Below are 4,854 nucleotides of genomic sequence, written 5' to 3'. Positions count from 1 at the left end.
GAGTCGATGACGTTGTTCGTCGACGACTACACCACCGGCACGCATGTCGAGTCCACGGCCACCAAGCACAACGGCATCGTCAACTACGACTCGAATCCCGGGCTGTAGCGCGGTTGCTCGGACCCCTGCCCTCCGGTGCCTTCCCTGCTCTCATTCGGACCTCGCGGGTCTCGAACCCCGAACCGGACGCCACATCGCCGCGGCTGGTAGATGCCCTCATGCACGATCCGGCGACCGATGTCCAACATCGGCCGTTCTCGGCGGGACGAGCGATGCGACGTACTCCCGAACTCGGCCTCCCCACACGAACAGGATCGGCCCAGTGTCCACTGCGGGTCTTCCGTGTCGGAGGGGGCCAAGGAGGGATTTCAGGGGGTAAGGCGATGATGTGTCGCTACGATCGGATCCTGCATAGTTCCTGCCCCCGAGGAGGTTCGAGGCTATGCGTGCAATCGCGGGCGCCCTGCTGCTGTTGATGATCCTGGCTGGATGCTCCTCCGGCGACTCGCTCGAATCCGCCTCCGAAAACCGGGTTCGGTTGTGCGAGAAAATGTGCGACGAACTCGATGCACTGGATTCGATGAACTGCTCCGAGAACGTGCCATCGGAGTGCGCACGAACGGTGACCGCCAAGACGGACGCCGGTGTGCGCGTGGCGACTGCGATGGACCTACTCGAGATCAGTGATCCCACAATCGAACGAACGCTGGAATCGTTGAAATCCTCCGGCCAGCTCTACGACACGTTCGGGTGCTGGCATCCGGGCCAATACCCGGACGGCTCGGAGCCTGCCGCACGATGCCAAGACCTTGCGCGAAGCACGAACGAGACATTCACCGATCTCGCCGCAACGGTCCGAACCCCGTGATCGACGCGGTGACCAACGCCGCACGCTCGTAACCGATTCCGGGACATCGGTGACGTGCCGCAGGGTGCCCGATTCCCCGACAACTCGTCGGCGCCGCACTACTCGCCGCATCCTGGCTCAACTCGGCCTCCCACCGCCACGCCCACACACGCCCAACCTCCGACATTCCGGCGCCCACCCGCCACCGAACACCCGATCCCTCCGCCACCGCACGACGCGCGATGTCAGGGACGTGTCATCGATGCAGGCAGATGCGCTGAAACACTGTCTTGCTGCGCGCGGCGCGATGTCGTCTCGCGGGCGGGACGATCCCGTTGCCGCGGCGGCGGGCCGGCCCGGCGGTCGAGTGCGGCACCGGTGCGGCGTGGTCACGAGCTTTTGCGGAGCAGCCCGGTCACGCCCGCGAGCAGGATCGCGGTGAAGATCCAGGCGAGAACGCGCAGCGCCGGGATCCCGGCCTTCACCCACAACGGTGCGTCGGAGCCGATGGTCCAGTCCGGTCGGACGGTGCCGGTCGCGGCGGGGATGACGCCGGTGAGGGCGTAGCTGAACGAATCCAGGCACGGGTACTGCGGATGCGTCGCGCAGTCGTCGGCCCCGGTGATCGTCCTCGACTGCTCCACCTCGACAGGTGCCTCGCCGCCGATGGCGTCGGCGGTGACCGCGATCGTGGCGGTTTCTTTGTTCGGGTTGGTGGGAACGAAGTGCTCACGGCTCGCCTCGACCAGCACGAACCCGACCACGAGCGCGCCGACGAGCCACAGTGCTGCACGTATTGGGTAGTAGCCGTGGCCCGCGACCATCCGATACGCCCATCGTTGCAGTTTCGAGCGCCAGGGTGCGGCCTTGGTGACGTTGTTCGCGGCGGTGAAGCGCAATCGTCGGGCTTCGGCGGGGTGTCCGTTGCGTTCGTACACCGCGGCGAGGGCATGCCATGGCTGCGGACTGACACCAGTGTCCTGTTTGTGGGAGAGCCAGCGGTTGGCGGCTGCATGGTCGGTGCGGATGCGGCCGTGGACGTCGCCGATCTCCCACCCGGTCGCCATCACCGGATATCGGGGTTCCCGGTCGGCGGGGGTGTTCAAGTTCGTGATCTTCGTGCGGGAGAGGTTGACGACGAGGGGACCCTCTGTGGGCAGAGTGAGCTCGCGGACGACGGCCCCGTCGAGGTCGATCACCAGTTGATCGGTGCCGGTGGGACGAGGTTTCGCATCACGAAGGTCGAGGTGGTTCTCGAAACTCGCCCTCTTTGCCCAGATGATGCCGTCGGCGCGGAACACCGAGATCGCCTGGTCCGTGGTGTCATCCACAGCCACAAGCGGGCCAGCGACGGTGGCGCCGGCGAGGGTGAGGACAAGCCGACCGGGGTTGTGCAGGTGGGCGCCGGCCAGGGCGAGTTGACCGTTGATGGTGGCGGCGGGTGCGCGGATTTCGCCCTCGGTGGTGATGCGGTCGGCGAAGAACCCATTAGTGATGGTGGCGTCGTCGAGGGTGAGGACAAGCCGACTGGGGTTGTGCAGGTGGGCGCCGTCCAGTGCGAGTTGGCCGTTGATGGTGGCGGCGGGTGCGCGGATTTCGCCGGTGGTGGTGATGCGGCGAGCGGAGAGTCCGCCGGTGATGGCGGCGTCGTCGAGAGTGAGGACAAGCCGACTGGGGTTGTGCAGGTGAGCGTCGATCAGATTGAGCTGGCCGTTGATGGTGGCGCTGGGTGCGCGGATTTCGCCGTCGGTGGTGACGCGGTCGGCGAAGAGTCCCCCTTTGATGGTGGCGTTGTCGAGGGTGAGGGCGTGGTGTCCGGGGTTGTGCAGGTGGGCGCCGCTCAATGCGAGTTGGCCGTTGATGGTGGTGCCCGGTGCGCGGATTTCGCCGGTGGTGGTGACGCGGCGGGCGAAGAGCCCATTGGTGATGGTGGCGTTGGCGAGATCGAGAACCCTGTGTCCGGGGTTGTGCAGGTGAGCGTCGTCCAGTGCGAGTTGGCCGTTGATGGTGGCACTGATGGTGCGGATTTCGCCGTTGGTGGTGATGCGGCTGGCGAAGAGTCCGCGGGTGATGGTGGCGCCGTCGAGGGTGAGGACGTGGTGTCCGGGGTTATGGAGGCGGGCGTCGTTCAGGCTGAGTTCACCGCCAATCTTGGCGCCGATCGCACGGATCGCCCCATTGGTGGTGATGCGGTCGGCGACGATGTCGCCGGCGATGTGTGCCACCTCGAGGGACAGAGACAGAAGGTGAGATCCCGAGAGCGTCAACTCCCGCAGACGCACATTGTTCAGGTTCATCGGTCGATCGATCCGGCACCGGATCAGGTGCAGTGGGCGATCGAACGTGATGTGCGCGAAGTCGATGTCACCGGTGATCCGGGCTCCGACAATCCGGAGACCGCCGGGGTCGAACCCTTCGTGGCCACCGGTGAGGACGTCCCGGATCGCGCGCGCGGGGATATGCCGGTCGGCCGGCCACTGATCGGCGGTCGCCGGGTCGTACAGGTGTGCCGGCACCCCTGACCGCAGATCCACAATCGTCCCGCGCGTGGCTGCGTCGACCAGCCGTGTGACCCACGCTGCGTGATCGTGCTCTTCGCTCATCGGCTCATCATCGGTGATCACACAGATGCGACGAGCAGGGGGATACCGGCGCGGGTGGTGCCACTGCCGAGTTCGGTTCGGTCCTGGATGCGTTCGGACGATCGGATGTCCGTCGCCGAGGTTGCGCCGAGCCGGGGACGTGTCATCGTCCCAGCTCAACGCGATGTTGTAGCGCGGCGGTACATGTAGACCCCGTGCGGTGATCGGAGTCGATCGGGCACAGCAGCATGCCCCGGGAGTCGCACCAGGCCGCCGGTAACCTCAGCGAGGTGCAGACCGACCGAGCCCACCTGGCCGCCCGCATCCGCGAAGCGCACCGGCTTCCCTCGTTCACCACCGGCTCCGTCGACGACTTCACGAGCACCGTGGTGGCCGAAGCGCTCGCGACCGAGAACATCACCCTCACGGTCACGATCACCGCCCGTCGGTTCGCGGTCGGGCCGGGGCGGTGGGACCGGGCCGCTGCCGGGACCGTCGTGACGGTGACCGTCGCAAGCTGCGACACCGCATCCGGTGCCCGCCGGCACGTGGATCTGGCGGAGCCGGAGGCATGGGTTCGGGCGGTGTTCGCCGAGTTCGACGACGACGATCAGCGGATCTACCTGCTCGGCGGCATCGACCCGGACACCGGACGCTCGGAGCGCGGCCTGTTCGCCTACCGCGCCTATTTCGACGAGGATGCCACGCCGATCGGCGTGCCCACGCAACTGGTCGACATGCCCCACTACTGGATCGGCACTCTCCACTGATCGGGATTCGCACAGCACCGCGAGGGGTCTTCCAACCAGGAAGGGACATGTCATCACTGCATGCCACCGTGTGTTTTCAGTGGTGGGCGTAGTCGCGGACGCGAGAGACCACTGCGTTGATGCCTGGTAGATGCGCTCATTCACGACCCGGATGACGCGGACCCGAGGGAGGGAGGGAACCAGGAACCCGCCCAGTGCGTCCAACCAGATATGGTCGCCGAGGACCGAGCAGTGTGGACGTCCGCCGGCCACGACCCCGACGATCCGGAAGTCATCGAGCGATGGCATTGGATTCGATGGCAACTCCAGATGCTCCGCGACTGAGTCCCCGCCCAGCGCGCGGCGCCGCGGGCGGAACAACCGGAAAATGCGGCGGGACGTGTCGTTTTACCTGGTCAATAGCTGTTGTCTTGATCATCGCGATCATGTTCAGTTCCGGCCCGGCAGGTCGGCCCCGGCGGGCGACTTGTCCTCGCGCAGCCCGCGCCAACTCGAATGCCGCGCCGCCGTCGTGAACCCGGTCCCGACCCTTCCCAAATACTTCGGCATGCCCTCATCGTCGTAGGCTCGCAGGATCAGTGAACTGATACCCCCACTGGCAGAACGGGTAAGTCCCAGGGAGTGGTGGGAATCGGGTGAGACGTCCCCGGCCCCG

3 protein-coding genes and 1 pseudogene are annotated in these 4,854 nt (G+C 66.3%); 1 reads left to right on the top strand and 3 read right to left on the bottom strand.

Translation table 11 applies throughout. The annotated features are described in order from the left end of the window. Positions 1–1,236: 1,236 nt before the first annotated feature. On the bottom strand, positions 1,237–3,450 hold the full coding sequence (locus I0Q12_RS10995; protein ID WP_197251955.1) for a hypothetical protein: 2,214 nt from the start codon (positions 3,448–3,450) through the stop codon (positions 1,237–1,239). 17 nt (positions 3,451–3,467) lie between these two features. After that, positions 3,468–3,596: a hypothetical protein gene (locus I0Q12_RS34620; RefSeq protein ID WP_269437596.1), complete on the bottom strand. Its 129-nt coding sequence runs from the start codon at positions 3,594–3,596 to the stop codon at positions 3,468–3,470. 123 nt (positions 3,597–3,719) lie between these two features. On the opposite strand from I0Q12_RS34620, the gene I0Q12_RS10990 reads away from it, so the two are divergent. After that, a complete protein-coding gene (locus I0Q12_RS10990; protein ID WP_197251954.1) occupies positions 3,720–4,199 on the top strand; it encodes an N-formylglutamate amidohydrolase in 480 nt (159 codons plus the stop codon). A gap of 429 nt (positions 4,200–4,628) precedes the next feature. Here the strand turns inward: I0Q12_RS10990 and I0Q12_RS32595 are convergent. Next, positions 4,629–4,854: pseudogene (locus tag I0Q12_RS32595) on the bottom strand (hypothetical protein); the annotation flags it as partial.

The organism is Rhodococcus sp. CX, from assembly GCF_015865005.1.
GTDB lineage: Bacteria > Actinomycetota > Actinomycetes > Mycobacteriales > Mycobacteriaceae > Rhodococcus.
This window is presented reverse-complemented; position numbering and strand designations above follow the sequence as displayed.

Excerpts from the sequence above, each read along its gene's own strand:
- I0Q12_RS10995 (WP_197251955.1), bottom strand. The coding sequence starts at position 3,450 with ATGAGCGAAGAGCACGATCACGCAGCGTGGGTCACACGGCTGGTCGAC.
- I0Q12_RS34620 (WP_269437596.1), bottom strand. The coding sequence starts at position 3,596 with ATGACACGTCCCCGGCTCGGCGCAACCTCGGCGACGGACATCCGATCG.